At 65.6% G+C, this 24,966-nt stretch carries 25 protein-coding genes; 11 read left to right on the top strand and 14 right to left on the bottom strand.

Going from position 1 to position 24,966, the window contains the following annotated elements:
• Nucleotides 1–122 precede the first annotated feature (122 nt).
• Together xth and pdxR are read right to left on the bottom strand one after the other, a co-directional pair.
• Complete coding sequence (xth, locus tag H7U20_RS29550; RefSeq protein WP_199762715.1) at nucleotides 123–887, bottom strand: exodeoxyribonuclease III; 765 nt, start codon at nucleotides 885–887, stop codon at nucleotides 123–125.
• A 120-nt stretch (nucleotides 888–1,007) separates the two neighbouring features.
• The gene (gene pdxR / locus H7U20_RS29545; protein WP_199762714.1) at nucleotides 1,008–2,588 is read right to left on the bottom strand and encodes a MocR-like pyridoxine biosynthesis transcription factor PdxR; all 1,581 of its coding nucleotides are present in this window, start codon (nucleotides 2,586–2,588) and stop codon (nucleotides 1,008–1,010) included.
• 92 nt (nucleotides 2,589–2,680) lie between these two features.
• Here pdxR and H7U20_RS29540 point away from each other — a divergent pair, with 92 nt between their 5' ends.
• The 5 genes from H7U20_RS29540 to H7U20_RS29520 all read left to right on the top strand — a co-directional run bounded on the left by H7U20_RS29540 (nucleotide 2,681) and on the right by H7U20_RS29520 (nucleotide 6,209).
• Complete coding sequence (locus tag H7U20_RS29540; RefSeq protein WP_199762713.1) at nucleotides 2,681–3,922, top strand: multidrug effflux MFS transporter; 1,242 nt, start codon at nucleotides 2,681–2,683, stop codon at nucleotides 3,920–3,922.
• 670 nt (nucleotides 3,923–4,592) lie between these two features.
• Complete coding sequence (locus H7U20_RS29535) at nucleotides 4,593–5,018, top strand: hypothetical protein (protein ID WP_199762712.1); 426 nt, start codon at nucleotides 4,593–4,595, stop codon at nucleotides 5,016–5,018.
• 11 nt (nucleotides 5,019–5,029) lie between these two features.
• The gene (locus H7U20_RS29530; protein WP_199762711.1) at nucleotides 5,030–5,218 is read left to right on the top strand and encodes a DUF1653 domain-containing protein; all 189 of its coding nucleotides are present in this window, start codon (nucleotides 5,030–5,032) and stop codon (nucleotides 5,216–5,218) included.
• A 20-nt stretch (nucleotides 5,219–5,238) separates the two neighbouring features.
• Nucleotides 5,239–5,718 (top strand): CreA family protein, encoded by a 480-nt coding sequence (locus tag H7U20_RS29525; protein ID WP_199762718.1) that lies wholly within the window; start codon nucleotides 5,239–5,241, stop codon nucleotides 5,716–5,718.
• 56 nt (nucleotides 5,719–5,774) lie between these two features.
• A complete protein-coding gene (locus tag H7U20_RS29520) occupies nucleotides 5,775–6,209 on the top strand; it encodes a hypothetical protein (protein ID WP_199762710.1) in 435 nt (144 codons plus the stop codon).
• Nucleotides 6,210–6,336: 127 nt separating this feature from the next.
• Here the strand turns inward: H7U20_RS29520 and H7U20_RS29515 are convergent, their stop codons facing one another.
• Nucleotides 6,337–7,830, bottom strand: coding sequence for a leucyl aminopeptidase (locus tag H7U20_RS29515; protein ID WP_199762709.1), 1,494 nt, complete (start codon nucleotides 7,828–7,830; stop codon nucleotides 6,337–6,339).
• Between the two features lie 98 nt (nucleotides 7,831–7,928).
• On the opposite strand from H7U20_RS29515, the gene lptF reads away from it, so the two are divergent.
• From lptF to H7U20_RS29500, 3 genes are read left to right on the top strand one after another with little or no spacing between them, the layout of a single operon-like run.
• Nucleotides 7,929–9,062, top strand: a complete 1,134-nt coding sequence (gene lptF / locus H7U20_RS29510; protein ID WP_199762708.1) for an LPS export ABC transporter permease LptF — start codon at nucleotides 7,929–7,931, stop codon at nucleotides 9,060–9,062.
• Nucleotides 9,059–10,228: an LPS export ABC transporter permease LptG gene (lptG, locus tag H7U20_RS29505; RefSeq protein WP_199762707.1), complete on the top strand. Its 1,170-nt coding sequence runs from the start codon at nucleotides 9,059–9,061 to the stop codon at nucleotides 10,226–10,228. Before lptF ends, lptG begins: the two co-directional genes overlap by 4 nt.
• The gene (locus H7U20_RS29500; protein ID WP_370593294.1) at nucleotides 10,228–10,620 is read left to right on the top strand and encodes a sirohydrochlorin chelatase; all 393 of its coding nucleotides are present in this window, start codon (nucleotides 10,228–10,230) and stop codon (nucleotides 10,618–10,620) included. Before lptG ends, H7U20_RS29500 begins: the two co-directional genes overlap by 1 nt.
• Nucleotides 10,621–10,724: 104 nt before the next feature.
• Here the strand turns inward: H7U20_RS29500 and H7U20_RS29495 are convergent, their stop codons facing one another.
• The 7 genes from H7U20_RS29495 to H7U20_RS29465 form a co-directional block, all read right to left on the bottom strand.
• Nucleotides 10,725–11,360 carry a PEP-CTERM sorting domain-containing protein gene (locus H7U20_RS29495; protein ID WP_199762706.1) on the bottom strand — a complete coding sequence of 212 codons (636 nt, stop codon included), beginning with the start codon at nucleotides 11,358–11,360 and terminating at the stop codon, nucleotides 10,725–10,727.
• A 280-nt stretch (nucleotides 11,361–11,640) separates the two neighbouring features.
• Nucleotides 11,641–12,408, bottom strand: a complete 768-nt coding sequence (gene cobA / locus H7U20_RS29490) for a uroporphyrinogen-III C-methyltransferase (protein ID WP_199762705.1) — start codon at nucleotides 12,406–12,408, stop codon at nucleotides 11,641–11,643.
• Between the two features lie 40 nt (nucleotides 12,409–12,448).
• Nucleotides 12,449–13,771 carry a sulfate adenylyltransferase subunit 1 gene (locus H7U20_RS29485; RefSeq protein ID WP_199762704.1) on the bottom strand — a complete coding sequence of 441 codons (1,323 nt, stop codon included), beginning with the start codon at nucleotides 13,769–13,771 and terminating at the stop codon, nucleotides 12,449–12,451.
• Nucleotides 13,771–14,718 (bottom strand): sulfate adenylyltransferase subunit CysD, encoded by a 948-nt coding sequence (gene cysD / locus H7U20_RS29480; RefSeq protein WP_370593293.1) that lies wholly within the window; start codon nucleotides 14,716–14,718, stop codon nucleotides 13,771–13,773. Before cysD ends, H7U20_RS29485 begins: the two co-directional genes overlap by 1 nt.
• 65 nt (nucleotides 14,719–14,783) lie before the next feature.
• Nucleotides 14,784–15,503 carry a phosphoadenylyl-sulfate reductase gene (locus H7U20_RS29475; protein WP_199762703.1) on the bottom strand — a complete coding sequence of 240 codons (720 nt, stop codon included), beginning with the start codon at nucleotides 15,501–15,503 and terminating at the stop codon, nucleotides 14,784–14,786.
• Between the two features lie 11 nt (nucleotides 15,504–15,514).
• Entirely contained in the window at nucleotides 15,515–16,111 is a 597-nt protein-coding gene (locus H7U20_RS29470; protein ID WP_199762702.1) for a DUF934 domain-containing protein, read from the bottom strand.
• Nucleotides 16,104–17,792, bottom strand: coding sequence for a nitrite/sulfite reductase (locus H7U20_RS29465; protein ID WP_199762701.1), 1,689 nt, complete (start codon nucleotides 17,790–17,792; stop codon nucleotides 16,104–16,106). Before H7U20_RS29465 ends, H7U20_RS29470 begins: the two co-directional genes overlap by 8 nt.
• 269 nt (nucleotides 17,793–18,061) lie before the next feature.
• On the opposite strand from H7U20_RS29465, the gene H7U20_RS29460 reads away from it, so the two are divergent.
• The 3 genes from H7U20_RS29460 to H7U20_RS29450 all read left to right on the top strand — a co-directional run bounded on the left by H7U20_RS29460 (nucleotide 18,062) and on the right by H7U20_RS29450 (nucleotide 20,828).
• Entirely contained in the window at nucleotides 18,062–19,003 is a 942-nt protein-coding gene (locus H7U20_RS29460; protein ID WP_199762700.1) for a CysB family HTH-type transcriptional regulator, read from the top strand.
• Nucleotides 19,004–19,044: 41 nt separating this feature from the next.
• The gene (locus H7U20_RS29455; RefSeq protein ID WP_199762699.1) at nucleotides 19,045–19,695 is read left to right on the top strand and encodes a class I SAM-dependent methyltransferase; all 651 of its coding nucleotides are present in this window, start codon (nucleotides 19,045–19,047) and stop codon (nucleotides 19,693–19,695) included.
• Nucleotides 19,696–19,907: 212 nt separating this feature from the next.
• Nucleotides 19,908–20,828 (top strand): porin, encoded by a 921-nt coding sequence (locus H7U20_RS29450; RefSeq protein WP_233411179.1) that lies wholly within the window; start codon nucleotides 19,908–19,910, stop codon nucleotides 20,826–20,828.
• An 82-nt stretch (nucleotides 20,829–20,910) separates the two neighbouring features.
• Here H7U20_RS29450 and H7U20_RS29445 read toward each other — a convergent pair whose 3' ends face one another.
• The 4 genes from H7U20_RS29445 to H7U20_RS30600 form a co-directional block, all read right to left on the bottom strand.
• Nucleotides 20,911–22,107, bottom strand: coding sequence for a sensor histidine kinase (locus H7U20_RS29445; protein WP_199762697.1), 1,197 nt, complete (start codon nucleotides 22,105–22,107; stop codon nucleotides 20,911–20,913).
• Between the two features lie 125 nt (nucleotides 22,108–22,232).
• Complete coding sequence (locus H7U20_RS29440) at nucleotides 22,233–22,994, bottom strand: LytR/AlgR family response regulator transcription factor (RefSeq protein ID WP_199762696.1); 762 nt, start codon at nucleotides 22,992–22,994, stop codon at nucleotides 22,233–22,235.
• 80 nt (nucleotides 22,995–23,074) lie between these two features.
• The gene (locus tag H7U20_RS29435) at nucleotides 23,075–24,454 is read right to left on the bottom strand and encodes a sensor histidine kinase (RefSeq protein ID WP_199762695.1); all 1,380 of its coding nucleotides are present in this window, start codon (nucleotides 24,452–24,454) and stop codon (nucleotides 23,075–23,077) included.
• 258 nt (nucleotides 24,455–24,712) lie between these two features.
• The coding region (locus H7U20_RS30600; RefSeq protein ID WP_233411178.1) for a hypothetical protein at nucleotides 24,713–24,966 on the bottom strand (254 nt) is incomplete at its 5' end.

The following is a 24,966-nucleotide window of genomic DNA, read 5'->3' as shown; positions in this document are numbered from 1 at the left end:
CGAACTTCGCCCGGCGCACCGCTGACGCTCAGACAGGCCGCCTTCGAGGGAGAGGTCCGCCAGCGATTAGGGTTTATGAAACATTCAGGCTAGCTGTCAATGATGACCGTTCTGGCGGCCGGCTAGTCCAGCGTCGCCACCACCGGGGCGTGGTCGGACGGCTGCTCCCACTTGCGCGGCGCGCGGTCGATCACGCAGGCGCTGCAGCGCGCCACCAAGGCTTGCGACAGCAGGATGTGGTCGATGCGCAGGCCCTTGTTGAGGCGGAAGCCGAGCGCGCGGTAGTCCCACCAGCTGAACGATTTTTCGGCCTGTTCGAACAGGCGGAAGGAATCCACCAGGCCGAGGTCGAGCAGGCGGGTGAGGGCGGCGCGTTCCGGCACGGACACCAGCACCTGGTCGGCCCAGGCGACCGGGTCGTGCACGTCGCGGTCTTCCGGCGCGATGTTGTAGTCGCCCAGCACGGCCAGTTGCGGATGCAGGGCGGCCTCGTCGCGCAGCCAGTCGTGGAAGGCGGCCAGCCAGGCCAGCTTGTAGTCGTACTTGTCGGTGCCGACCGCCTGGCCGTTGGGCACGTAGGCGCAGACCACGCGCACGCCGTCGATGGTGGCGGCGAGGATGCGCTGCTGCGGGTCTTCGTAGCGCGGATTGTTCTTGACCACGTCGCTGATCGGCAGCTTGGACAGGATGGCCACGCCGTTGTAGGTCTTCTGGCCGCTGAAGACGACGTGGTAGCCGGCCGCCTCGATGGCGGCGGCGGGGAATTTATCGTCGGTCATCTTGGTTTCCTGCACGCACAAGACGTCGACCGGGTTTTCCTCCAGCCACTTGAGCACGTGGGGCAGGCGCACATTGAGGGAGTTGACGTTCCAGGTGGCAATTTTCATGGGATTTCTACAGACTGAATGGGATGGATGGGGGCGGGCGGGGCCGCCGCCGACGCGCGGTGGGCGGGTCGGCGCTGTGCGGATTTTACAGCAGCCGGCGGCGGCGTGATCGGCGCCGGCTCAGCGCGTCGACTCGGCCCAGGCCTGGTCCAGCAGCTGCGCCAGTTTTTGTCCGGCGTAGCGTACTTGCGCCAGGGTCAGCGCGGTGTAACCGAGCAGCACCGCCGGCGGCAGCGCGGCCTCGCGGCAAAAGGCGCTCAGCGGTTGCAGCGCGATGTCGCGGGCGGCGGCGCGGGCGCAGAAATCCAGCTCGTCGCAGCCGGGCGGCAGCCAGAGCATGCAGTGGAAGCCGGCCTGGCAGCCGGAGACGTGCCCGCCTTGGCCCCGGCCGCTGGCGGCCAGGCAGGCCAGCAGGGTGTCGCGCCGCTGCTGGTAGGCGCGCCGCGCCAGGCGCAGGTGGCGCACATAGGCGCCGTCGCGGATGTACTCGGCCAGCGCCATCTGCTCGCTGATGCCGACCGAGCGGCCGGTGGTCTGCCAGAGCGCCATCAGGCGTCCGCGCACGGCGGGCGGGGCGACGATGAAGCCGATGCGCAGGCCGGCGAACAGGGTCTTGTTGAAGCTGCCGCAGTGGATCACCCGGTCGTGGCGGTCGAGCGACTTGAGCGCCGGCAGCGGCGCGCTGTGATAGTTGAATTCACTGTCGTAGTCGTCCTCGACGATCCAGGCTTGCTGCTCGCTGGCCCAGTCGAGCAGTTCCAGGCGGCGGCTGACCGACATGGTGACGCCCAGCGGCGACTGGTGGGCCGGCGTGACGAAGGCCAGCCGCACGCCGTGGTGGGCGCGCAGGGCGGCGCAGTCGATGCCCTCGGCGCCGACCGGGGCGAACACGGTGCGCGCGCCGGCCAGGGCGAAGATGCGCGCGGCGCTGGTGTAGCCGGGGTCCTCGACGCAGGCCAGGTCGCCGGGGCCGAGCAGGCTGCGGGCGATCAGGTCGAGGGCGTGGCGGATGCCGGTGGTGACGACGATGTCGTCCGCCGCGCAGGCCATGCCGCGGTGGCTGCGCAGGTAGCCGGCGATCTGTTCGCGTAGCTCGGGCGCGCCGCGCGCGTCGGGCGAGCAGAGCCGCTCGGTCGAGGCGCCGACGATGGCCTTGCTCACATATTTGGCCCAGAGCGTCAGCGGGAACAGGGCGGGATCGGCCATGCGGCTGACGAAGGGTAGGCCGGCCAGCACCCGTGTTTCGACGGTCGCGGGCGGTGCCGCCGCTGCTGCTGCTGCCGCGTTGGCGCCGCCGCGCGCACCGGAGGCGGCGGGGGTGGGGGCGCGGCGCGAGTCTGCGACGCCGAACGAGTCCACGCCGGATGCTGCGTCCGGGCTGGCATGGACGCGGTAGGCCGCCGTCAGGAAGCGTTCCGGCACCACCGCGCAGACGCGGGTGCCGGAGCCGGCGCGGCGCGCCACGTAGGCCTCGGCGTGCAGGCGGTCGAACGCCGCTTCGACGGTGCCGCGCGAGACGCCCCAGCGCGCCGCCAATTCGCGGCTGGACGGCAGGCGGCTGTCGGCCGGCAGCCACTTCCGCAGGATCGCCGCGCGCAGGGTTTCGTAGATGGTGTCCTGCTTGGTGGCGGCGCTGTCGCCGTCGTCCAGCGCGGGCGGGCGGGGCAGGTCGAGCGCCTCCGCCGATTTTCCTCTTGCCATAGTGGTCTAGTCAATTTTGCTAAATATGGTGCTTAGCATTAAACCACAAAAGCCTTAGCATCATTTTCCTCATCCACTATCGCGTACATCTCATGCACCAGACAGAAAAACAAACACGGCCGGCAGGCCGGCGCGCCGCGCTGGCGCCTTGGGCCTGGAGCGTGGTGCTGCTGCTGGTGGTCTGCCTGCCGCGCGCCACGATCGACGCCTACCTGCCGTCGTTGCCGGCGATGGCGGCCGAATTGGGCGCCTCCGACGCCCAGCTGCAACTGACGCTGACCCTGTACATGGTCGGCTATGCCTTGTCGATGCTGGTCTGCGGCCCGCTGGCCGACCGCTACGGCCGCCGCCCCATCCTGCTCGGCGGCCTGGCGCTGTACCTGCTTGCCAGCCTGGTCTGCGCCATGGCGCCGTCGGCGCCGGTGATGATCGCCGCGCGCATGCTGCAGGCGCTGGGCGGTTGCAGCGGCACGGTGATCGGCCGGGTGATGGTGCGCGACCGCTTCGGCGCGCGGGCGCAGGCCGGCATGCTGAGTCGCCTGTCGATGGGCATGGCGCTGTCGCCGGTGCTGGCGCCGCTGCTCGGCAGCCTGATCGACGCGGCGCTGGGCTGGCGCTGGGTCTTCATCGTGCTCGCCGGGCTGGCCGCCGGCGCGCTGCTGCTGATCGCCACGCTGGTGCCGGAGACCGCCCCGCGCGACGCGGCCCGCGTCAGCCTGGGCGAGGTCGGCCGCATCTACGCCGGCCTGCTGCGGGACGCCTATTTCCTGCGTTATGCGCTGGCGATCAGCTTCGTCTACTGCACCTACTTCCCCTTCATCGCCGAGTCCTCGGTGCTGCTGCAGCGGCTCATGCACTTGTCGCCGCATGCCTACGCGCTGAGCTTCGGCCTGACCGTGAGCGCTTACTTGCTCGGCTCGCAGGTGTTCCGCCGCATGGTGCCACGGCACGGCAGCGACGCCCTGATCGGCTGCTCGGCGGCGATCAGCCTGTGCGGCAGCCTGCTGCTGTTGCTGGCCACCAGCCGCCACCCGCAGGCGCTGCTGGCGCTGGCCGGGCCGATGGTGCTGATCATGCTTTCGGTGGGGATCGCCATCCCGGCCTGCCAGTTGGCCGTGCTGCAACCCTACGCGGCCAACGCCGGCAGCGCCTCCGGCCTGTTCTTCTTTATCCAGATGGCCATCACCGCGCTGTGCAGCTTCGCCGTCGGCCGCTTGTCGGACGGCACGGTGCGGCCGATGGTGTGGATGACCTTGCTGGCCAGCGCCGCCTTCGGCGTCTGGTGGCTGGCTTGCCGGCGGGGCCTGGGCGCGCGCCGGCGACTTGCATCCTGAGCAGCGATTTTCCGCTCTGTCGGACTGCATGTTGTTACCGCGCGACAGTGCTTTGTGACCCTGCCGCCACAACGCCGCCGCGCCTTCCGCCACGATCGGCGCGAGGCTGCGGCGGCGCCTCTGATTTGTCCTAGCCCGGGCGCCGCTCACTTGCGCTACCGCGCGGCGAGCAATTGCGCTCTGTGGCATTGTTGGACACCCGCATCTATACGCCGACCTTGCGCCCCTGCCGAGCCGCCCCTGCCCGTGCGTGACGGGGCGCAGCGGTAGGTGATTCGCCACTATGGCCGGGGAACAACAAGGTTTTCCATGAGAGCGTTTTGATTTTCCTCAATTGTTTATAATTCTCGCGAATTTTGTGAAAAAACATCAAATAGGGCTGTCACAAATTGCCTTCCAGGCCATAGAATGTTGCAAAATCTAACATTTGCAAAAATAATTGCCGATAGTGCTTCCATGTTATCAAAATGGTACTAGAATCAATTAAACGCACTTGAAAAGCGAAATGTACTTGTATCAAACAGGATTAAAACCTATATTGCCGTAGGGCAACGATTTAATTGACAAAAAAGATGCCTCGGTAGGGTGTTGTATCCAGTCAATAAATGGTACTATTTGGAAATACTTGTGGTTTTAACAGTAAGTTCTGCGCAATTTGTAAAGGAATAAAATGCGATCTGCATTTGAAGCATGGGCGCAGCGCGATGGTCACATCGTACGCCGGCGCGAAGACAAGCCAGAGGAATATCTGGTGTTCGAAACCCAACGCCGCTGGGTGATTTGGCAAGCCGCGCTCGAGCATGGCAAAACGCCAGGCGGGCGAAAGACTGCCGCATCCAAGGAGGCTGTCGCCACCAAGGCGGTCGCGAGCGCACGCTCGGGGCTGCAGCGGGCGCCGGTGATCGACTCCGACCAGGCTGCCGTGCGCAATCAAGTCCTCAACGAGGTGCTCGATGCGTTCGCCACTCTGGACGGTGAGACCGGCATGGAGGACATCCTCAAGGTCATCCAAAGTTTGAAGAAGGCTAAAGCCCAGGGCAATATCGACGACGTGGTGGCCCAGCCAGTGCGTCCGAGTGCCCGTCAAACTAGCTGAGGACAGGCGGCATGCGATTTCGGCACTATAAAGGGGGCGTCTACGAGCTGGTGTGCGAGGCGACCCTGGAATCGGACCTCAGTCCGATGATCGTCTATCGCGCCGCCGACGGGTCCATCTGGACCCGGCCCCGGGATGTGTTCTTTCAATTGCTCGAAGTCGACGGCGTGATGGTCCAGCGCTTCGCCCCGATCAATTGAGGCGCCATCCGATGCTCGCCATGCGCCGTTGCCGCGCCATTCTTGGCTTGACCCTGCTGGGTCTGGCCAGCCATGGCCGCGCCGAAAATATCGGCTCGGTCGACACCGCCTTCCAGCTGCTCGGTCCCGACCACAAGGTGGTGGTCGAGGTGTTCGACGATCCGCGCGTGGCCGGCGTCAGCTGCTATCTGTCGCGCGCCAAGACCGGCGGCTTCAAGGGCGCCATCGGCCTGGCCGAGGACAAGGCCGAATCGTCGGTGGCCTGTCGCCAGGTGGGGCCGCTGCGCTTCAACGGCGTCTTGCCGCTGCAGGAGGAAGTGTTCTCCGAGCGCGCCTCCATCTTCTTCAAACATGTGCGCGTGGTGCGCATGGTCGACGTCAAGCGCAACGCGCTGGTCTACCTGGTGTATTCCGACCGCCTGATCGACGGCAGCCCGAAAAACAGCGTGACCGCCGTGCCGGTGCCGGCCGAGCAGCCCGTGCCGACCAAGCGCAAGTAGGCGCCCTGGCGCCGCGCGCGGCGCTTCCCCATCTCCTCCCCGCAAGAGGCCAGACCATGTACCGACTCGCCGCAATCGCAGCCCTGGCCCTGACGGCCGGCTGTGCCACCCTGACCGAATCGACCCAGCAACAGGTGACCGTGCAAACCATCCTCGACAACCGCGAGGTCGGCGGCGTCGGCTGCGTGCTGTACAACGACGTCGGCAAATGGTTCGTCACCAGCCCGGCGCGGGTGACCATCCGCCGCAGCGCCGCGCCGTTGCGGGTCGACTGCAAGCAGGACGGCGCCGCCTGGGCCTATGAGAAGGTCGACTCCAAGGTCAACAGCAGCCTGTGGGGCAATATGGTGCTGACGGCGGGCGTCGGCTATCTGGTCGACCGCGACACCGGCGCCGGCTTCGATTACCCGGCCACCTTGACGGTGATCCTGCACAAGGGCGAGGAAGCCGACGGCCGCGCGCCGCCGGCGCCGGGCGTGACGCTGTACTGAGCGGCGCGGCGGCGGCGGGGATAAAAAAATGGCGGCCGGATGGCCGCCATTTTGCATGGGGAGCGCCGCGCGTGGCGGCCGGGCGGGCGCGCCGCCGTGGCGCCGCCCCGGCCCTCCCGCCCGCCGCTTAGGCGCGTTTGATCAGGAAGTTGGCCAGCAGCGGCACCGGACGGCCGGTCGAACCCTTGGCGCCGCCCGACTTCCAGGCGGTGCCGGCGATGTCCAGGTGGGCCCAGGTGTACTTGCGGGTGAAGTTCTCCAGGAAGGCCGCCGCCGTGCACGAGGCGCCGCCCGGCGAGCCGATGTTGGCCAGGTCGGCGAAGTTGGACTTCAGCTGCTCGTTGTACAACTCGCCGATCGGCAGGCGCCAGGCGGTGTCGCCGGCGTCCTGGCCGGCCTCGAGCAGCTCGGCGGCCAGCTTGTCGTGCGCCGCGTCGTGGCGCGTGAACAGGCCGCTGTTGTGGTGGCCCAGGGCGACGATGCAGGCGCCGGTCAGGGTGGCGATATCGACCACGGCGGCCGGGTTGAAACGTTCGGCGTAGGTCAGCGCGTCGCACAGCACCAGGCGGCCTTCGGCGTCGGTGTTGAGGATCTCGATGGTCAGGCCGTTCATCGAGGTGACGATGTCGCCCGGCTTGGTGGCGCGGCCCGACGGCATGTTCTCGCAGCTGGCGATGACGCCGATCACGTTGAGCTTCAGGTTCATTTCGCCGATGGCGCGGAAGGTGCCCAGCACCGAAGCGGCGCCGCCCATGTCGTACTTCATCTCGTCCATGCCGGGACCGGCCTTGAGCGAGATGCCGCCGCTGTCGAAGGTGATGCCTTTGCCGACCAGGACCACCGGCGCGTCCTTCGGTTTGCCGCCCATGTGCTTGATGATGATGAACTTCGGCGGCTGTTCGCTGCCGTTGGTGACCGACAGGAAGCTGTTCATCTTCAGCGCTTCGAGCTGCTTGCGGTCGAGGATCTCGACGTCGAACTTGTAGTCCTTGCCCAGCTTCTTGGCGGTGTTGGCCAGGTAGGTCGGGGTGCAGATGTTGGGCGACAGGTTGCCCAGGTCCTTGGTCAGGTCCATGCCGTTGGCGATCGCCACGGCCTGCGCCAGCGCCAGCTTGGTGGCGGCGTTGTTGGGCACGGCCAGGGCCAGTTTCTTGACGCCGGCGGCGGCCGGGTCCTTCTTGCTCTTCTGGCCGTCGGTGCGGTAGGCCGCCTCGTGGCCGGCCTGCACCACGCAACGGATCGCCCAGTTAACGTCGCGCTCTTTCACTTCCGCCAGTGGTAGTGCGATAATGGCGTCGTTCGCGCCCAGGGTGGCGAACACCTTGATGGCGGCGGCCACGCCGGCGGCGAAGTTCTTCTCGCCGGCAGTCTCCTCGCTACCCAGGCCGACCAGCAGCACGCGCTCGGCGGCGGCGCCCTTGACGGCGCGCAGCAGCAGGGTCGAGCCGGCCTTGCCGGAGATGTCGCCGGACTTCAGCGCAGCCGAGATTTCACCAGCGCTGTCGAGCGTCTTGGCGGCGGCCGAAAGCTTTTTGTTTTCAAAAACCGCGACGGCGACGACGCCGGTTTTGGCCGTAGCGAGGGTGTTTTTTGTGTCGAATGCTTTTATGCTAAAGTCCATTTAGTTCTCCGTGTCGTGTACTTTTTGCCTGGCCTTGCGGTGTATGACCAGGCGCGTTACGCATCTTACTAACTTAACCGCCGAATTGTAAACTTCGAATGATTTTTCAACGCGCCCTACGTCGCGAGCTAGTCAGCGTCGCCGGGGCTACTTTTACGGTCCTGTTCAGCATTTCCGTCACCTGGACCCTGATCACCATCCTCGGCAAGGCCGCCGGCGGCAAGGTCGCGTCGAGCGACGTGGTGGCCCTGATCGTCTTTGCGGCCCTGAATTATCTGCCAACCATCGTCATCCTCACCAGTTTTATTTCTGTGCTGATGGTGGTCACGCGCAGCTACCGCGACTCCGAGATGGTGGTCTGGTTCGCCTCCGGCCTGAGCCTGACGCGCTGGATCGCGCCGGTGCTCAGCTTCGGCCTGCCGATGGTGCTGCTGACGGCCGTCCTCAGCCTGGTGGCCACGCCCTGGGCCAAACACAAGAGCAGCGAGTACGTCGAGCGCTTTGAAAAGCGCGAGGACCTGCAGAAGGTCGCGCCCGGCCAGTTCAAGGAATCGGCGTCGAGCAACCGCATCTTCTTCGTCGAAGGCGTCAGCGGCAAGACGGCCGTGGTGCAGAACGTCTTTGTCAACACGGTCGACGAACACGGCACCGCCGTCATCGTCGCCAAGGAAGGCGTCATCACCGCCGACGCCAAGGGCCAGCGCTTCCTGGTGCTGAAGAACGGCCGGCGTTACCAGGGCGTGCCCGGCCAAGCCGACTTCCAGACCATGGAGTTCGAGCGCTACAGCATGCGGGTGGCCAGCAAGACGCAGGATATCGAGTCCGAGATCGACGTCGCCGGCATGGCCACGCCGGCCCTGTTCGAGCAGCCCACCAACGACACCCGCGCCGAACTGCTGTGGCGCCTGGCCTCGCCGCTGACCTGCCTGGTGCTGGTGCTGCTGGCCATTCCGCTGGGTTTCGTCAATCCGCGCGCCAGCAGCTCGGCCAATCTGATCATCGCGCTGCTGATCTTCTTCACCTACAGTAACCTGGTCAAGCTGGTCGAGGCCAGCGTCAAGCAGGGCCGCTTCAGCTTCGCCCTGTCATGGTGGCCGCTGCACCTGCTGGTCGGCCTGGTCGTGCTGCTGTTGTTCTTCTGGCGGCTCAACGTCAACCACCGCTATCACCCGCTGGTTCTGCTGGCATCGTTCAAGCGGCCGCGCGCCGCCAAGGAAGCCGTCGCCAAATGAGAATCCTGCAACGCTATTTTGCCGTCTCGATCGCCCAGGCGGTGGCCTTCGTGCTGCTCGCCTTCCTCGCCCTGCAGGCCTTCATGGACCTGACCGGCGAGCTGCCCTCGGTGGGCAAGAACGGCTACGCCATCCAGCACGCCTTCCTCTACGTCTTGATCATGCTGCCCAGCCGCGTCTACGAGGTGATGCCGGTGGCGGCGCTGATCGGCACCATCTACACGATGGCGCAGTTCGCCAGCACCTCCGAGTTCACCATCATGCGCGCCTCCAGCATGTCTACCGGGATGGCGGCGTGGATGCTGTTCAAGGTCGGCGTGGTGCTGGTGATTATCACCTTCATCTTCGGCGAGTTGATCGCGCCGCGCACCACGCCGTTGGCGGCCAAGATCAAGCTGAGCGCGCGCGGCGCCGCCGTCTCGGCCGAATTCCGCTCCGGCCTGTGGACCAAGGACATCGTCAAGAGCGACGGCATGACGGGAACGCTGGCCGGTTCGCGCTTCTTCAATGTGCGCGAAGTGCGGCCGGACGGCCAACTGCGCGACGTTAAGCTGTACGAGTTCGACACCAACTTCCGCCTGCGTTCGCTGATCCTGGCCAAGACCGCCACCTACCAGGGCAACAACACCTGGCGCCTGTTCGAGGTGACCGAGAACCTGTTCAGCAACAGCGCGCTGCCCCTGCCGGACAGCCAGGCCGACGCCGCCAACAACTTCGCCCAGGCCACCAGCGCGGTGGCGACGACGAAGAGCGCCAGCAAGGACCTGGTGACCGAGATCACGCCGAAGATCCTGTCGGTGTCGAGTTCCGATCCGGACCGCATGTCGGCCACCGAGCTGGCCGTCTACACCCGCCACCTGCAGGAGAACAAGCAGGAGACCGAGCGCTTCAAGATCGCCTTCTGGAAGAAGCTGATCGACCCGTTGTCGATCTTCGTGCTGATGGCCATGGCGCTGCCCTTCGCCTACCTGCACACGCGCAGCGGCGGCGTCAGCCTGAAGATCTTCGTCGGCATCATGCTGGGCGTGAGCTTCATGCTGGTCAACACCCTGTTCTCCCACCTTGGCCTGCTCAGCACCTGGCCGGCCCTGCTCACGGCGATCGCGCCGAGCGCCCTGTACCTGGCGCTGGCGTTGGCCGCGCTGTGGTGGGTGGAGCGACACTGATGGCGCCGACCATGCCGCAACGCGGGCTGATCCTGTTCGCCCACGGCGCCCGCGCCGCCAGTTGGGCCGCGCCGTTCGAGAGGCTGCGCGACATGACGCAGGCGCGCATGCCGGACGCCCGCGTGGCGCTGGCCTTCCTGGAATTGATGACGCCGCAGCTGCCCGAGCTGGCGGCGCAACTGGTCGCCGACGGGGTCGCGCAGATCACCGTGGTGCCGGTGTTTTTGGGGCAGGGCGGCCATGTGCTGCGCGACCTGCCGCTGCTGCTCGAGCAACTGCGCCAGGAGCATCCCGGCGTGGCGTTCCAGGTGGCCGGCGCGGTGGGCGAAGACCCGACCGTGCTGGCGGCGATGACCGACTACTGCGTCAACGCGGCCGGCGACGCCGCCTGAGACGAGACGGCCAAACGGGCCGGCCAACAAAAAACCCCGCGTGCGCGAGCAGGCGGGGTTTTTTGTCGTCCGGCGCCGGGGGGGGGGGCGCCGCCGAGCGGGCATTACTTGTTGCGGCGGCGGCGGGCGATGAAGCCGACCAGGCCCAGGCCGGCCAGCAGCATGGCGTAGCCGTCCGCTTCGGGCACGGCCGAGATGTGCGAATCGCGCGCGAAGATGGTCAGGTTGGAGAAGCCCGGCACTTGGCCGCCGTTGTTGTACCAGTTGATGGTCCAACTACCGGCGGTGGCGGCATTCTTGGCCAGCACCTGGTTGTCGAACAGGAAGGCGTCGCTGCGGTTGGAGGCGTGCACGGCGAACACCAGATCGACCTGGACGGCCTTGTTGGCGGTGATGGTCCAGGTGCCGGTCTTGGTGGTGGTTTCCGTGAAGTCGATCTTGTAGTCGACGCCGCCGAAGTTGCCGGTGCTGTGCGCCGCCGGCACGCTCGAGCCGGTGACCTTGCTGAGCAGGGTCCATGTGCCGCTGCCGAAGGCCGTGCTGAAGCCGCTGGCGTTGCCGTTTTGCGGGTTGGTCAGCGAAACGACGCATTTGTCCGAGACGTCGCCGCCCAGTTTGACATCGGCGGTGGTCGATTTTCCGATCGATACGCCGCCGCAGGCCGCTGCCAGTGCCGAGGCGCTGAAGGTGGTGGCGCCGATCAGGGTGGCTGCCGTCAAGATCAATTTCATGTTGCTCATGTGTTCAATTCCCGGAGTGCTGCACAAAAAATATGCCGCAACTGGCGGCGCGCATGTTCTAGTTGTTAATGGTATCACATAAGTTTCCTAAAATCACACTATTTTGTTCAAAAGAACAATTAATGTGTCTTATTTGAAATTTTTGTGTCCGGAGGGAATTTTACGGCGTCGACATGGGAACTCGTGTTGCGCAGGACAGGACGACGGCGCGTCCGACGCGCCGTTCGGTAGCAAAGGGGGAGGGCGAAGGAAGGGGGACGGCCGGCTGGCGGCCGCCAGTTCAGGCCAGGCGCTGTTGTTCGCCCTGCTCCTCGGGCGCGGCCGAGGCGCCCAAGTTTTGCTGCGGCCGGGCGCGCATCGCCTCGCCCAGCATCACCAGCACGGGACCGTGGCTGGCGCCCAGGCCTTGCGCCAAGGTGCCCAGGGTCAGGCGCAGCACGCGCTGGTCGGCGCGGCTGCAGTTTTCGATCACCACCACCGGCGTGGCGGCGGGGCGGCCCTGTTCCAGCAGACGTTGGGCGGTGACGATGGCTTCGCGCCCGCCCATGTACTGCACCAGCGTGTCGGTGTCGGGAATGCCGGTCTGCTCGGGATGGGCCGGCGCCGTGCTGGAGGTGAAGAAGGCGACGCTGCGCGCCACGCCGCGCTGGGTCAGCGGCTGCTGCGTGGCCGCCGCCGCCGCCAGCGCGGTGGTGATGCCGGGGACCACCTCGACCTCGACGCCGGCCGCCTCCAAGGCGCGCAGCTCCTCGTCGGCGCGGCCGAACAGCATCGGGTCGCCGCCCTTCAGGCGCACCACCACGGCGTGCTTGCCGGCCTGGTCGACCAGCTGCTTGTTGATGAAGGCCTGCGCCGTCGACAACTGGCCGCAGCGCTTGCCGACGGCGATCTTGACGGCCTGCGGACACAGCTCCAGCATCTCCGCCGTCACCAGGGCGTCGTGCAGCACCACCTCGGCCTGCGCCAGCAGGCGCGCGCCGCGCAGGGTGATGAGGTCCTGGGCGCCGGGGCCGGCGCCGATCAAATAGACTTTTCCGAAAGCTGGCACGTGGGTTTCCTTTGCTGGCTGGGGGCGGGTGATTCGCCGCTTACGCGCCGAGGCGGATCATGCCCGCGGCGACGGTCTGGTGGGTCACCTCGTCGATCAGGATGAAGGCGCCGGTGGCGCGGATGTCGGCGTAGGCGTCGGCCGCCAGCGGCTGCTGCACGCTCAGGCTGATGCGCGCGATGTCGTTCAGCTTGAGGCCGTCGGCGCCGTGGCGCTGCTGGGTGTTGATGTCCAACAGCGATTCGATGGCGGTGATCTTGGCGGCGGTCTGCTTGGTGCCGTGCTTGATCCAGTACTTGCGGCGCTGGTCGAGCGGCTCGTCGGACATCCAGCAGACGTCGGCGTTGAGGCTTTTCAGCAGCGTGGCCGGGCGGTCGGCGCCGGCCAGCAGGTCGCCGCGCGAGACGTCGAGGTGCTCGTTGAGCAGCAGGGTGACCGACTGGCCCACCACGGCCGACTGGTGCGAACCCTCCAGGGTGACGATGTCCTTGACGGTGGCGCTCTGGCCGGACGGTTGCACCACCAGCTTGTCGCCGACGCTGACCTTGCCGGCCTCGATGCGGCCCATGTAGCCACGGAAGTCCTTGGCCTCGTGGCCGTTGTGGCGCGCCACCAGTTGCACCGGGAAGCGGAACGGTGCGTGGTGCGATTCGTCGTAGACCGACAGCGATTCGAGCAGCTCGATCAGGGTCGGACCCTGGTACCAGCCCAGCTTCTCGCTGGCGCTGACGACGTTGTCGCCGCTCAGCGCCGACAGCGGGATCGGCGTGATGTCCTTCAACCCCAGGCTGGCGGCGAATTCGCGGTAGGCCTTGACGATGCGCTCGTAGATGGCCTGGTCGTAGTCGATCAGGTCCATCTTGTTGACGGCGACGACGATGTGCTCGATCTGCAGCAGGTGGGCGATGGTCGAGTGGCGCTTGGTCTGGATCAGCAGGTCGACGCCGCCGTCCTCGCGCAGCTTCACTTTCGACACGTCGATCAGGATGATCACCGCGTCGGCGGTCGAGGCGCCGGTCACCATGTTGCGGGTGTACTGCTCGTGGCCCGGCGTGTCGGCGATGATGAACTTGCGCTTCGGCGTGGCGAAGTAGCGGTAGGCCACGTCGATGGTGATGCCCTGTTCGCGCTCGGCCTCCAGGCCGTCGGTCAGCAGCGACAGGTCGACGGCGTCGCCGACGGTGCGCTTGTGCTTGGAGCGCGACATGGCGTCGAGCTGGTCGGCGAAGATGCCCTTGCTGTCGAACAGCAGGCGGCCGATCAGCGTGCTCTTGCCGTCGTCGACGGAGCCGGCGGTGATGAAGCGCAGCAGGCCCGAGAGCGCGTCCGGGTTGGCGGGTTGGGTGTTGTCGAGTGCGTTCATCAGAAGTATCCTGCCTTTTTACGTTTTTCCATCGATGCTTCGGAGGTCTGGTCGTCCATCCGGGTGGCGCCGCGTTCGGTGATCTGGGTGACGGCCGTCTCGGCGATGATCGCCTCGACCGTGGCGGCGTCGGACGCCACCGGGCAGGTGCAGGAGATGTCGCCGACGGTGCGGAAGCGCACGGTCTGGGTCTCCACCGTTTCGCCGTCGCGCGGCGGGGTCAGGTCGGTCAGCGGCACCAGCAGGCCGTTGCGCGGGATCACCTGGCGCTGGTGGGCGAAGTAGATCGGCGGCAGTTCCAGCTTCTCGCGGGCGATGTACAGCCACACGTCGAGCTCGGTCCAGTTGGAGATCGGGAAGACGCGCATGTTCTCGCCCGGGTGGACGCGGGTGTTGTACAGGTCCCACAGCTCGGGGCGCTGCGACTTCGGGTCCCACTGGCCGAACTCGTCGCGGAAGGAGAAGATGCGCTCCTTGGCGCGGGCCTTCTCCTCGTCGCGGCGGGCGCCGCCGATGCAGGCGTCGAACTTGTGCTCGGCGATGGTTTCCAGCAGGGTGACGGCCTGGGCGGCGTTGCGCGAGTCGGTCGCCGGGTTGCGCAGGCGCACCGTGCCGCGCTGGATCGAGTCCTCGACCGAGCCGACGATCAGGCGCTCGCCCAGCTCGGCGACGCGCTTGTCGCGGAAGGTGATGACCTCGGCGAAGTTGTGGCCGGTGTCGACGTGCACCAGGGGGAAGGGGAACTTGCCCGGGCGGAAGGCCTTCTCGGCCAGGCGCAGCAGCACCACCGAGTCTTTGCCGCCGGAGAACAGCAGGGCCGGGTTGGCGCACTCGGCCGCCACTTCGCGCAGGATGTGGATGGCTTCCGATTCGAGCGCGTCGAGGTGGCGCGCGTTCATGTCGCCGAGGCCGAAGGTGGCCGGTTGTTGAGCAGCTGGAGCGTTCATTGGACTGTGCCTATTGTCTTGTAGATGTGGTTGTCAGCGGGCTCGCGCCCGGCGCTTCGGGGTCTTCATGCCGCCACGGATTTGATGCGGATCAGCTTGCCGTCGACCATGTGCAGGCCGCACTCCTTCGAGTCCGGGTTTTCCCACCACCAGCGGCCGGCGCGCACGTCCTCGCCCGGCTCGACGGCGCGGGTGCAGGGGGCGCAGCCGATCGACGGGTAACCCTGGTCGTGCAGCGCGTTGTAGGGCACGGCGCGGTCGCTGATGTAGTTCCACACGTCCTGCTCGGACCAGTCGGCCAGCGGGTTGAACTTGACCATGCCGTGGGCCGGGTCGTCCTCCTGCACGGGCAGCTCGGCGCGGGTGCTCGACTGGGCGCGGCGCTGGCCGGTGATCCAGGCGCGCTGGCCGGCCAGGGCGCGGCCGAGCGGCTCGACCTTGCGGATGCGGCAGCACTCGCGGCGCATTTCGACGCTGTCGTAGAAGGCGTTCAGGCCGTTCTGCGCGACGTAGGCGTCGACCGCCTCGGGCTGCGGGCGGTACAGCGCGACCGTGTAGCCGTAGTGCGACTCGATGCGTCCGAGCATGGCCAGCGTTTCCGCGTGCAGGCGGCCGGTCTCCAGCGAGAAGATGGCGATCGGCAGCTTGGCTTTGAGGATCAGGTCGGTCAGCACCATGTCCTCGGCGGCCAGGCTGGAGGCGAACACGGCGGGCGTGAAGTCGGCGGCGATGCGGCGCAGCGTGGCTTCGGTGGCGGCGATCAGGGGGCTCAGGTCATCGTCCATGGCGGCTCCGTTCAAATGCCCGAACCGACGTCGCTGCCGTCGTGGCGCAGGTCGCGCGGCAGGCGGCGGAACAGCGGCTGTTTCTGGTCGACCGAGGCCTGGTAGGTCTCGGAGAAGTCGGACAGGCCCTTCAGCGCCTCGTGGATGTCGCGGTCGGGGCGGGTGGCGTAGGCGTCGAAGCCGACCCGCTGCATCGAGAACAACTGGTCGCGCAGCACGTCGCCGATGGCGCGCAGTTCGCCGGCGTAGCCCAGGCGGGTGCGCAGGTTGTAGGCGATCGAGTAGCCGCGGCCGTCGGTGAACTTGGGGAAGTCGACCGCCACCAGGGCGAACTTGGCCAAGTCGGCCTTGATCGACTCGGGCCGCTCGTCGCTGGCCAGCCAGACGGCGATCTCGCCGGCGCCGACGCGGCCGGCCAGGGCGGCGCCCTGGGCCTGCCAGACGGCCAGCGGCAGGATCACCTTGCCGGCCGGGATGGCGACAGTGGCCGGGTCCGGCTGCTCGCTACCTTCGGCCGCGCCGTCGGCGGCGGCCGGGCGCAGCACCTGCCAGTCGTCCTCGACCACGCTGCGCTGCTTGATGATCAGGTTTTTTTTCGCGTCAGACATATTCATCCTCACCCACCAGTTGGCCCGCCTTGATCGGCGTGGCGTAGACATGTTCCTTGAACGGCGCGATGCCCAGGCGCTGCGCGGTGGCGGCGAAAGGCTCGTCCTCGTAGCGCTCGCGCACATACACCTCGAGCAGGCGGCCGATCACTTCCGGCATTTGCAGCGAGGAGAACGAGGGGCCGATGATCTTGCCGATGGCCGCGTGGTTGCCCTGGGCGCCGCCGATCGACACTTGATACCATTCGCTGCCGTCCTTGTCGACGCCGAGCACGCCGATGCTGCCGACGTGGTGGTGGCCGCAGGCGTTGATGCAGCCGGAGATGTTCAGCTCGATCTCGCCGATGTCGTGCTGGAAGTCGATATTGTCGAAGCGTTCGGCGATGGCGGCGGCGATCGGCAGCGACTTGGCGTTGGCCAGCGAGCAGAAGTCGCCGCCGGGGCAGCAGATCATGTCGGTCAGCAGGCCGATGTTGGGCGTCGCCAGGCCGTGCGCCTTGGCTTCCTGCCACAGCTGGAACAGCAGCGACTGTTCGACGTCGGCCAGCACCAGGTTCTGCTCGTGGGTCACGCGCAGCTCGCCGAAGCAGTAGCGGTCGGCCAGCTCGGCGACGAAGTCCATCTGCTCGGCGGTGGCGTCGCCCGGCGGCACGCCGGTCTTCTTCAGCGACAGCACCACGACGGCGTAGCCGGCGCGCTTGTGCGGCTTGACGTTGCGCTTGAGCCAGTTGCCGAAGGCCTTGTTGTCGGCGTGCTGGGCGGCCGGGTCGATCTCGGCCAATGCCTTGTAGGCCGGCGGCTGGAAGTAGGCGGTGATGCGCTCCATTTCCTCGACGGTCAGGGTTTCCTGGCCGTCCTTCAGGTCGACCCATTCGGCCTCGACCTGGCGGGTGAACTCTTCCACGCCCAGCGCCTTCAGCAGGATCTTGATGCGGGCCTTGTACTTGTTGTCGCGGCGGCCGTACTGGTTGTACACGCGCATCACCGCCTCGGTGTAGGTCAGCAGGTGCTGCCACGGCAGGAAGTCGCGGATCACGCTGCCCAGGATGGGCGTGCGGCCCATGCCGCCGCCGGCCATGAACTTGAAGCCGACTTCGCCGGCCGCGTTGCGCACCACGGTCAGGCCGATGTCGTGCACGGCGATGGCGGCGCGGTCCTCCTCGGCGCCGTTGATGGCGACCTTGAACTTGCGCGGCAGGGCGATGAATTCGGGGTGGAAGGTGCTCCACTGGCGCAACACCTCGGCGAACGGCCGGGGATCGATGATCTCGTCGGCGGCCACGCCGGCGTAGGGGTCGGAGGTGGTGTTGCGGATGCAGTTGCCGGAGGTCTGGATGGCGTGCATCTCCACCGAGGCCAGCTCGGTCAGGATGTCCGGCGTCTGCTCCAGGTTGATCCAGTTGAACTGGATGTTTTGCCGCGTGGTGAAATGGCCGTAGCCACGATCATATTTGCGGGCGATATGGGCGAACATGCGCATCTGCTTGGACGACAGCAGGCCGTAGGGCACGGCGATGCGCAGCATGTAGGCGTGGCGCTGCATGTACAGACCGTTTTGCAGGCGCAGGGGCAGGAATTCGGCTTCGCTCAGCTCGTCGCTGAGGCGGCGGCGCACTTGATCGCGGTACTGGGCGATGCGCTCGCGCACGATGAGGTGGTCATACTGATCGTAATGGTACATATCGTTCCTAAAATGGTCGCTTACTGGGCTGCCGGCACATTACAGTGTAGTTGGAAATGCCACAAAATCGACCCGGCGGCACCCTTCGGCGCGGCCTGTGCGGCAATAGAGTTGCACGCGCATCCCCAAACTAGCGGCAATAGTAATAAACTTCGTCTTTATTCCAAACGACATAGTCTTTATTTGCTTATATACGTAATGAGTATAAGCATGGGCGCAAAACATTTTTAAGACGCAACTGAGACGTAAAACCGGGGCCACGACCTGCAATGAACCTTCACCAACTGCGATTCGTACGGGAAGCCGTACGCCAGAACTACAACTTGACCGATGCCGCCAAGGCCTTGTTTACCTCGCAGCCGGGAGTGTCCAAGGCCATCATTGAGCTCGAGGAGGAGCTCGGCGTGGACATCTTCACCCGGCACGGCAAGCGCATCCGCGGCTTGACCGAGCCGGGCCGCCTGGTGCTGGCGTCGGTGGAATTGATTATGCAGGAAATTGACAGCCTGAAACGTATCGGCAAGGAATACGCAGCGCAAGATAGTGGCAGTTTTACCATCGCCACCACGCATACCCAGGCGCGCTACATCCTGCCCAAGGTGGTGCAGGCCTTCATGCTGAAGTTTCCCAAGGTGAGATTGTCTTTGTTGCAAGGAAATCCCCAGCAGATCGCCGAAATGGTGCAGCGCGACCAGGCCGACCTGGCCATCGCCACCGAGTCGATCGCCGCCATCACCGGCCTGATCACCTTGCCATGCTACCAGTGGGAGCACGTGGTGGTGGTGCCGCCCGAGCACGCGCTGCTCAAATCGAAGGCCGTGTCGCTGGAAGAAATTGCCGGCTTCCCGCTGATCACGTACGATGGCGCCTTCGCCGGGCGCAGCAAGATCGACCACGCCTTCGGCCTGCGCGGCCTGAAGCCGGACGTGTTGCTGGAGGCCATAGACGCCGACGTCATCAAGACTTATGTCGAGTTGGGCATGGGGATTGGTATCATAGCGGGCATGGCCTTCGACGCCGAGCGCGACAAGAACCTGCGCGCGATCCCCGTCGGCCACCTGTTTGGCATGAACGTGTCGCGCGTCGCCGTCAAGCAGGGCGCCTATCTGCGCAGCTATATTTACACCTTTATTGAACTGCTGGCCCCCACGCTCAACCGCAAATTGATCGAACAGGCCATGAGCGGGGAAAAAGACCACTACGAACTGTAAGGCATGCACCTGCATTACCTGAATTGATAAGAAAGTCCCACATGATTACCAACCAGCTTGCCCAGTACTACGCCGTCAGCGCGGCCGCCTACGACGAGGTGTACGAGCAACCCGAGCGCGAGGACGACCTGGAGGACCTGCACGAGATGATCGCCGGCGCCCTCGACGGCCACAAGGTGCTGGAGCTGGGCTGCGGCACCGGCTACTGGACCGAGACCATCGCCGACGTGGCCGCCTCGGTGCACGCCATCGACTTCTGCCCGGAAATGCTGGCGCTGGCGCGCGAACGCGGGCTGGACGAGGATATCGTCGAGTTCAGCCAGATGGACGCCTTCCAGCTGCCGGACAGCCCGGGCCGCTACACGGCGGTGTTCGCCGCCGGTTTCTGGTCGCACGTCATGCGCGAGGACCAGGAGAAGTTCCTCAAGGGCCTGCGCGCCAAGCTGGGCAAGGACATCCTGATCGTCCTGCTCGACAACACCTACCTCGACGGCGTCAGCACCGTGATCGCCCGCACCGACCTGCAAGGCAACACCTTCCAGATCCGCCTGGCGGCCGACGGCCAGCGCTACGAGGTACTGAAGAACTATCCGACCGACAGCGCGCTGCGCAAGAAGATGGCGACGGCGGCGCGCGAGACCCGCGTCGAGCGCCTCGACTACTACTACATCCTCAGCTGCCGGCTGAAATAGACGGCGGCGGCGCGCGCCGCGCCGGCTTCCCCCACCGCAACAGCCGCCCCGCGCGGCTGTTGTGCTTTTTGCTGTCCAGGAGCAACAAAGTAGACGATGTCATATTGTTGAAGTATTTGATAGGCAAGATTCGCCCCGTGGATTCATAACGCGTTTCATCTTCATTAACTTCAAGTAGAGAACATCAAGTGAAAAAAATTACTCTGGCAGCAATGGTTATCGGCGCATTCGCGAGCTCGGCCCAGGCCCAGTCGAACGTCACCGTCTACGGTGTTGTCGACCTCGGCTTGGCGAAAACCACCAATGGCACCACGGTCGAACGCGAGAACCATGCTTCGCGTCTCGGCTTCAAAGGTAGCGAGGAACTGGGCAACGGCCTGCAGGCGATCTTCAACCTGGAAAGCGAGATCCTGGCCGACACCGGCATGCAGAAGGGCAATTTGTTCGACCGTCAATCGTGGGTCGGCTTGAAGGGCAGCTTCGGCACCGTCTACATGGGCCGCACCAAGGACCTGATTGACGGCGCGCAAACCCGGGTCGAGCCGTTCGGCGCCGATGGCGTGGTCGGCAAGGTCAACGAGGCGATGATGCGCGGCGGCGTGGGCGCTTCGCGCGTGGCCAACGCCATCACCTACAACAGCCCGAGCTTCCAGGGTTTCGTGCTCAGCGCGCAAGCCGTGCTGAGTGAAGTCAAGGGCGCCGACACCGGCTACGCCGGCCTGGTCACCTATGACAACGGTCCGGTGAGCTTGCACGCCGGCTACCAGCGCGTGGTCCAGGCCGCCGTCACCCCGGCCGAGCCTAAGCTGTGGACCGTCGGCGGCGGCTACAAGTTCGGCGATGCCAAGGTGACGGCCGCCTACTCGAAGGGCGACACCGACGTCGCGGCAACCGGCGAGTTCAAGTCCTACCTGGTGGGCGTCAGCTACGCCATCGGCGGCGGCGAAGCCAAGGCCGTCTACGGCAAGCAAAAGCAAAGCAACAACAAGGTGAACGACCTCGACACCGTCAAGGAGTTCGGCCTGGGTTACGACTATTCGCTGTCCAAGCGCACCGCCGTCTACGGCTATGCCGGCCGCGAGCGCGTCAAGTCGCTGACCTCGTACCAGCTGGGCATCACCCACAAGTTCTAAGCTTCGGCTTGGCAGGCAGGTAAGCCGGCAGGCAAGCAAAAGCGCTCTTCGGAGCGCTTTTTTTTCGCTTGCCGGCCGGCGGTCACGCCGGCGTGGCCTGCGGCGGCAGTGGCATGCGGATGGTGATGCGGGTGCCCCGGCCGCCGCCGCTGCCGATCGAAATGTCGCCGTGGATGGCCCAGACCCGTTCGCGCATGCCGATCAGGCCGAAGGAGGTGGTCTTGTCCATGTCGCCCTCGGCGATGCCACGGCCGTCGTCCTCGATGGTGATCAGCAGCGAGGAATCGATGCGGTGCAGGTCCAGTTGGACCCGCCGCGCCTCGGCGTGGCGGGCGATGTTGGTCAGCGCCTCCTGGATGATGCGGAAAATGGCGGTGCTGTAGGCGTCGTCCAGCGTCAGTTCCTGCTCGTCGGCGTGCAGCTGGCAGTCGATGCCGTGGCGGTCGACGAACTCCTGCCGCAGGGTTTGCAGGGCGAAGTACAGGCCGCCCTCGTCGAGCGCGCGCGGGCGCAGGTTGCTGGCGATGCGGCGCAGCGAGGTGATGGCGGTGACCAGCAGGCTGTCCATGCTGTGTTGCAGCTTGCGCGCGCCGGCGCTGTCGGGCGGTTGTTGTTGCAGCAGGTTCAGGTCGACGCGCAAGGTGGCCAGCAGTTGGCCCAGGTCGTCGTGCAGCTCGCGGGCGATGTGGGTGCGCTCCTCCTCGCGGATGGTCTGCAGCGCCGCCGACAGCTCGCGCAGCTGGGTGTGGGAGTGCTCCAACTGGCGCTGCACCTGCTTGCGCTCGGTGACATCGCGCAGGATGACGGTGTAGATCTGGCGGCCCGCCTCGTCCTGGCTGGAGATCGAGCCCTCCAGCGGAAACAGCTCGCCGCTGGCCTTCAGCCCGGTCACGGTGTAGTCGGCGGCGCGCCGGCCCTTCATGCTCAGGTGGATGCCGGTGGCGCCGAAGTAGGTGGCGGCCCCTTGTTCGGCGGAGATGCGCTGCTCGCGCGGGATGAACTGGTCCAGCGAGGCGCCCTCCATCGCCTGCACCGTGGTGCCGAACATGGCCGCCGCCGAGGGGCTGGCCTGCAGGATGGTTTGCGCCTCGTCGGTGGAGATGATGGCGTCGCTGGCGTTGTGGATGATGCTGCGGCCGCAGCGCTGTTCCGCCTCGGCCCGCTTGCCGGCGCGCCGCAGGCGGCGCGCCAGGCGATAGTAGAGGCGGCTCGCCAGCACCAGCGCCGCCGCCACGAGGGGCAGGGCGGGCAGCATGCGGAATTTGCCGGTCTTGTTCATGGGCCTGCGTCCTTGCGGCCCGGATGGGGACGGCCGTAAGACAGCACACTAATCTAATTCGGCGGGCCGGTCTTGATGTGCCGCAGGGCGGCCGCGCCCTTGGCGGACGCGGCCGGCGGGCTGGACTACATCTGCTTGAACAGGTGCAGGAAGCTGCGGCTGACTTCGAGCTTGTCGGGTTTGCCCTTGATCATCACCAGGTGGCGGCCGCGGATGTCGCGCGTGACGCCCTCGATGGCGTTGACGTTGACCAGGGTGGCGCGGTGGATCTGCCAGAACAGCGCCGGATCGAGCTCCTCGGCCAGATCGCGCACCGGTTTGCGGATCAGCGCCTCGTAGCGCTCGGTCTGCACGCAGGTGTATTTCTCGTCGGAACGGAAGAACAGGATCTCCTCGACCGGGATCATGCGCAGGTCCTGGCCGATGCTGGCCTGGATCCATTGCAGATAGCTGGGCTTGGGCGCGGTGATCTTCTCGGCCAGTTGCGACAGCATCGCCGTGACGCTGGCGTTCATGTCGGCGGCGGGCGTGGCCAGCCGCGTTTTCAGGCGCTCGACGGTGATCTGCAGGCGCTCCTGCTCGGGCGGTTTGAGCACGTAGTCGACGGCGCCGCGCTCGAAGGCCTCGACGGCGTAGGCGTCATAGGCGGTGACGAAGACGATGTGGCTCTGGTTGCCGATCACGGCGGCCGCCTCCATGCCGGTCTTGCCGGGCATGCGGATGTCGAGGAAGGTGAAGTCCGGCTTCAGTTGGTCGACCAGTTCGACCGCCTCGTCGCCGTTCTTGGCTTCGCCGATGATCTCCAGCTCGGGCCAGACCTGGCCCAGGCGCATGCGCAGTTGGTCGCGCATCAAACGTTCGTCGTCGGCAATGATTGCTGTTGGCATGGTGGTAAAGTTGTAAAAAGTAAGTATTAATTATTCAACGAAACGATTTAATAATCAATCTTTACCTTGAGTTGTTGCTTTTATTTGGCAAGTTGATACGGCACCTCGATCGTCGCGACAACGCCGCTGGGGCTGTTGGCCGTGATGTTCAGCTGGGCCTGTTCGCCGTGCAGCAGCTTGAGCCGCTCGCGGATGGTCAGCAGGCCCAGGCCGGTGCCGTCGCTGGGCACGGCGCCGAAGCCGAGGCCGTCGTCGGCGACGATCACGCGCAGTCTATTATGCGCCACTTCGGCGCGCACTTTCAGGCTGCCGCCCTGCGGTTTCGCCTCCAGTCCGTGCTTGATGGCGTTTTCCACCATCGATTGCAACATCATCGGCGGGAAGGCGGCCGTGCGCAGGCCGTCGGGGACATCGAAATCGACGTGCAGGCGTTCCTCCATGCGCATTTTCAGCAGGTTCAGATAGGCCACCACCATGTCGGCCTCGCGGCCGAGGTTGGTGATCAGGGCGTTGTCGCGCATTTGCGGCAGCACCGCGCGCAGGTATTTGATCAGGCTGCGCTGCATCGCCGAGGCGCGCGGCGGATCGGTCTCGATCAGGTACTCGACCGAGGCCAGGGTGTTGAACAGGAAGTGCGGCTCGACCTGGGCCTGCATCATCTGCATCTTCGCCTCGCTCAGCTGGCGCTGCATGGATTCGCGCTCGGCCGCCGCGTTGGCGGTGATGGTCTCGGCCTCGGCGCGCTTCTTGCCGCCCATCAGGGCCTTGGTGCCGAACAGTGCCAGCACCAGCAGCGAGACGAAGCTGGTGAACCAGGTCGAGGCCTGTTTGTGATAGCGCGAGACCTTTTGTTCGGCGGCATCGTCGACCGCCTCTTCGATGGCGTTCGACAACTCCTCGCCGATCTGCGGTGGCAGGTCGATGTGGACTTCCTCGCTCGATGGCGCCGCCGGTGGGGCGGGAGCCGCCGGCGGTGCGGCCTTGACTGGCGCCGCCGGCTTGGCGGTCGGCGCCGCCGGTGCCGTCGTGGCGGGGGCGGCCGGCTCGGGGGGGATGCCTTGCGGATTGTCGATATCGTTCTTGTTGGTATTGTCGTCGCCCTTGGCGCTGGCAGCCTCGTCCGGGCTCTCCTGTGCGGCCGGGCCGGGGCGGCCATCCTTGCGGACTTTGCCGCGCGGATTGAAATGGATGCCGCTATCGTCGATCAGGATGTTGGTTTCGCCGTTGCGCTTGTTGGCGCGCTTGCTGTCCTGGGCAATGGCCTCCTCATCCGGGCGGGAGGAGAACAATTCCTCTTGCAGGATGGAGCCGGCGATCAGCATCAGGGCGGCGAACAGGAAAAATTTCCACCAGGATAATTGAGTGACCCAGGTCGCCGTCGCATCAAAACCCCGGTGCAGCCATGCGGCGATGGTCTTGATGGTGTCTTGTATAGTTGACTGAGTTGACTGAGAAAACATGTGAGGCTTTCAAAACTGGGTAGTGGAGAGTAAGCGGGCAGTGTAACTGAACGAAAACAGCGCCTGCCCGGTTTTGCTTCTGCCACGACTGATGTTGGAATGATGCAACTCTACGTGGGCGGCCGGGCGGCCGCCACGCGATTGCGACAGTCTGCAGGAAACGGGGGCTGGAACGGCGTGGGTAGCGTCGGACCGCGTGGTGTGGACGGTCGAGCAGCGATGCTGGGGAATAGGCCTTGCGCGGCGGCTGGGGCTTTGTTATAGTTCGCCTCCCCGCAAAACGGAGCGTGCAAATGATCGCGGCGCAGAGTGAGCGGGGAGAAAAAGAAGGTTGACGAAATGGCCGAAACGCTGCATACTCTTCCTTCTTCGCAACTGACAAACAAAACGCTTTGTCAAGGGTTCAAAGCCCGGTTGCGGGCAGTACCGAATCAGTTCTTTAACAATTAACAGTCGATAAGTGTGGATGTTTGATGAAAGTGCGGCGGTCTCTTCGGAGGCCGTAAAACTTA

It is taken from the genome of Rugamonas violacea (assembly GCF_016461825.1).
GTDB lineage: Bacteria > Pseudomonadota > Gammaproteobacteria > Burkholderiales > Burkholderiaceae_D > Rugamonas.
This window is presented reverse-complemented; position numbering and strand designations above follow the sequence as displayed.

Bases quoted from the DNA above. Each gene is read 5' to 3' on its own strand.
- H7U20_RS29440 (WP_199762696.1), bottom strand. From the start codon at position 22,994: ATGCCAACAGCAATCATTGCCGACGACGAACGTTTGATGCGCGACCAA.
- H7U20_RS29450 (WP_233411179.1), top strand. From the start codon at position 19,908: ATGGTTATCGGCGCATTCGCGAGCTCGGCCCAGGCCCAGTCGAACGTC.
- H7U20_RS29435 (WP_199762695.1), bottom strand. From the start codon at position 24,454: ATGTTTTCTCAGTCAACTCAGTCAACTATACAAGACACCATCAAGACC.
- H7U20_RS29485 (WP_199762704.1), bottom strand. From the start codon at position 13,771: ATGAACGCACTCGACAACACCCAACCCGCCAACCCGGACGCGCTCTCG.
- pdxR (WP_199762714.1), bottom strand. From the start codon at position 2,588: ATGGCAAGAGGAAAATCGGCGGAGGCGCTCGACCTGCCCCGCCCGCCC.
- H7U20_RS29465 (WP_199762701.1), bottom strand. From the start codon at position 17,792: ATGTACCATTACGATCAGTATGACCACCTCATCGTGCGCGAGCGCATC.
- H7U20_RS29530 (WP_199762711.1), top strand. From the start codon at position 5,030: ATGCGATTTCGGCACTATAAAGGGGGCGTCTACGAGCTGGTGTGCGAG.
- lptG (WP_199762707.1), top strand. From the start codon at position 9,059: ATGAGAATCCTGCAACGCTATTTTGCCGTCTCGATCGCCCAGGCGGTG.
- H7U20_RS29495 (WP_199762706.1), bottom strand. From the start codon at position 11,360: ATGAGCAACATGAAATTGATCTTGACGGCAGCCACCCTGATCGGCGCC.
- H7U20_RS29525 (WP_199762718.1), top strand. From the start codon at position 5,239: ATGCGCCGTTGCCGCGCCATTCTTGGCTTGACCCTGCTGGGTCTGGCC.
- H7U20_RS29535 (WP_199762712.1), top strand. From the start codon at position 4,593: ATGCGATCTGCATTTGAAGCATGGGCGCAGCGCGATGGTCACATCGTA.
- H7U20_RS29540 (WP_199762713.1), top strand. From the start codon at position 2,681: ATGCACCAGACAGAAAAACAAACACGGCCGGCAGGCCGGCGCGCCGCG.
- H7U20_RS29445 (WP_199762697.1), bottom strand. From the start codon at position 22,107: ATGAACAAGACCGGCAAATTCCGCATGCTGCCCGCCCTGCCCCTCGTG.
- H7U20_RS29500 (WP_370593294.1), top strand. From the start codon at position 10,228: ATGGCGCCGACCATGCCGCAACGCGGGCTGATCCTGTTCGCCCACGGC.
- H7U20_RS29520 (WP_199762710.1), top strand. From the start codon at position 5,775: ATGTACCGACTCGCCGCAATCGCAGCCCTGGCCCTGACGGCCGGCTGT.
- H7U20_RS29470 (WP_199762702.1), bottom strand. From the start codon at position 16,111: ATGTCTGACGCGAAAAAAAACCTGATCATCAAGCAGCGCAGCGTGGTC.
- cysD (WP_370593293.1), bottom strand. From the start codon at position 14,718: ATGAACGCTCCAGCTGCTCAACAACCGGCCACCTTCGGCCTCGGCGAC.
- H7U20_RS29475 (WP_199762703.1), bottom strand. From the start codon at position 15,503: ATGGACGATGACCTGAGCCCCCTGATCGCCGCCACCGAAGCCACGCTG.
- H7U20_RS29455 (WP_199762699.1), top strand. From the start codon at position 19,045: ATGATTACCAACCAGCTTGCCCAGTACTACGCCGTCAGCGCGGCCGCC.
- xth (WP_199762715.1), bottom strand. From the start codon at position 887: ATGAAAATTGCCACCTGGAACGTCAACTCCCTCAATGTGCGCCTGCCC.
- H7U20_RS29515 (WP_199762709.1), bottom strand. From the start codon at position 7,830: ATGGACTTTAGCATAAAAGCATTCGACACAAAAAACACCCTCGCTACG.
- lptF (WP_199762708.1), top strand. From the start codon at position 7,929: ATGATTTTTCAACGCGCCCTACGTCGCGAGCTAGTCAGCGTCGCCGGG.
- H7U20_RS29460 (WP_199762700.1), top strand. From the start codon at position 18,062: ATGAACCTTCACCAACTGCGATTCGTACGGGAAGCCGTACGCCAGAAC.